2 protein-coding genes are annotated in these 2,484 nt (G+C 53.2%); one reads left to right on the top strand and one right to left on the bottom strand.

All coding sequences use genetic code 11. The features are described 5' to 3' along the window. On the bottom strand, positions 1-1,822 hold a 1,822-nt coding region (locus tag WBV75_RS04070), incomplete at its 3' end, for a WD40/YVTN/BNR-like repeat-containing protein (RefSeq protein ID WP_424119374.1). 134 nt (positions 1,823-1,956) lie between these two features. Between WBV75_RS04070 and WBV75_RS04065 the strand changes: the two genes are divergently transcribed. Beyond that, positions 1,957-2,397 (top strand): YybH family protein, encoded by a 441-nt coding sequence (locus WBV75_RS04065; protein WP_424119373.1) that lies wholly within the window; start codon positions 1,957-1,959, stop codon positions 2,395-2,397. Positions 2,398-2,484: the final 87 nt, after the last annotated feature.

Here is a 2,484-nt window from a genome sequence, read left to right as displayed (position 1 = left end):
GTTCAATATTGGCGATGGTGCCCCAGGCGGGCAGGTCGGGGATGTTGGCCGTCACATTTGCCCAACGGGCACCTCCGTCCCGCGTGAGTTGCACCTGCCCATCATTGCTCCCCGTCCAGATCAGGCCCGGCTCCAGGGGGGATTCCTCAATGCTAAAAAGGACCGACCCGTCAAAGGTCATCAGGTTGTCGATGGCAATCCCCCCCGAACTTTGTTGATGGGTTTTGTCATTGAGTGTCAGGTCCGGGCTGATCACCTGCCAGCTCTGGCCCCCGTCATCACTCTTGTGGACAAACTGGCTGCCGACGTACACCCTGTGTTGAGTATGTGGTGAAAAGGACAATGGAAAATTCCAGTGCCAGCGGTATTTCAACTTGCCGGGTTCCCAGCCATACCCGGCCTCAGGCCAGACCCGAACATCCCGGGCGTGTCCTGTCTTAAGATCATAGCGTTCCAGGCCCCCGTCATAACACCCGGACCAAATGATGTCGTTATCAAATGGATCCGGCTGGGCAAAACCGCTTTCACACCCTCCAACCCCCTTCCAGAGCCCAAGGGGAATATAGCCCTGCCGGCTGTTGCTAGGGCCCATATAGGAATACCCGTCCTGACGGTTTCCGAAGACGTTATAAGGGATGCGGTCGTCTACCGAAACATGATACATCTGAGCAATGGGCAGTACGACCCTCTGGTAGCTTTTCCCGCGGTTCAGGGTAATGCTGGCACAGCCGTCGTGAGCTACCATCATCCGGTCCGCATTGGTCGGGTCCAGCCAGATATCGTGGTTATCCCCCCCGGCGCTATATCCGCTTTTAAAAGTCTTACCCCCGTCAGTAGAAGTACTGAACTTTACACTGGCAATATAAATCTCGTCCGGGGAATCCGTGGAGACGGCCATACGGGTATAATAGGGCGCCCGCTCGGCAATATCGTGGTTCCTTGTTTGGAGCGTCCAGGTCTCACCAAAATCTGCAGAACGGTACAGGGCCGGGCTTTCTATTTCAAAAAGTGCATAGACGATATCCGGGGAAGAAGGGGCTATGGCCACTGCTGTTTTTCCGACAGGGTTCTCTGCTCCGCCCGGTAATCCGTTAGCGGACATGGGTTTCCAGGTCGCTCCCCCGTCGAGGGTACGGTATACCCCCCCACCGGGTCCCCCGCTGCGCAAACCCCAGGTATTGATATGAATGGACCACATCCCGACCATTAGCCGGTCTGGGTTGGTAGGGTCCATGGCGAGTTCGGCCGCACCGGTTCCCTCGTCCACAAAAAAGATCCGATTCCAGGTTTTCCCCCCGTCCGTAGTCTTATAAACCCCCCGTTCCTGCTGGGGGCCATAGGTATGCCCCAGGGCCGCGGCATATACAATATCCGGGTTCTCCGGATGCACCAAAATCCGACCAATCCGCCCGGTTTTCTCCAGGCCCATACGCGTCCAGGTCGCCCCGGCATCTTCAGATTTATAAATCCCGTCTCCCATGGCATGGGCCGGCCGAATCACAAAGGTCTCCCCCGTTCCTACCCATACAATATCCGGGTTGGAAGGTGCAATGGCTACAGACCCGATGGAAGAGGCCTCCTGCTTATCGAAAACAGGTTCCCATCCGATACCCCCATCCGTTGTTTTCCAAAGTCCTCCGGAGGCTGCGCCTATGTAGTTGATCATCGGATCCCCCGGGACCCCGGCAATGGCAATTGCCCGGTTGCCCTCAGGGCCTATAAAGCGAAAATTCAGGTTTTCAAATACGGAAGGCTCCGTTTGTGCCAGGCCTGAAAAGACCATAAAAAGAAAGTAGTATGCAAAGGTCAGGTTGGATTTCATAAATGTAGTTTTGGTCTGGTGATTACGAATATAACCAAGAATATAGATATCAATTATCGTATCTTATCTGAGACTATAGGGTAAGAATCCTAAACTACCTACTTGTTAGCATTGTACCTAAACTATATAAAGTCATGAAATACTTTAAAACGATCCTTCAATTTGTGCTCCTGGTTTTCACCGTGGCCATTTATGCCCAGGGTGAGGTTACTGACATTAGCATGTTGAGGCAGGCGTCGAACCAGGCCCTTAAATCGTACGACCATGAGAAGGTTCTCTCCTTTCTTACCGAAGATGTCCTGACCACCACCGGTGCGGGTACCCTACTGAGCGGGAAAGAGGCGTTAAGGAGCTATATAGGCAAAGCCCCCGACAGTAAAATGTACTGGGTACGCACGCCCTCTGAGATTCAAATCAATGAGCCCTCAAATTTAGCCTGGGAAACCGGGAGCTGGAAAGGATATGACCCCTCCATCGGATCCGACGCCGTGATCGGTGGCAAATATTCCGCCCAATGGACCCGGAAATCGGGAATTTGGAAAATTGCATCCCAACTTTTTGTCACTTTAGAATAACTATTCCCATTAGTTTTTATCGCAGACACCCTATCCCTGACTTATACGAGGGGGGGTGAATTTCGCGTGCCTGCAAGGGGCATGTAG

Origin of the sequence: Robiginitalea sp., assembly GCF_049588695.1 — a bacterium.
Lineage (GTDB): Bacteria > Bacteroidota > Bacteroidia > Flavobacteriales > Flavobacteriaceae > Robiginitalea.
The sequence above is the reverse complement of the archived record's forward strand: the minus strand, read 5'-3'. Positions and strand labels throughout refer to the sequence as shown.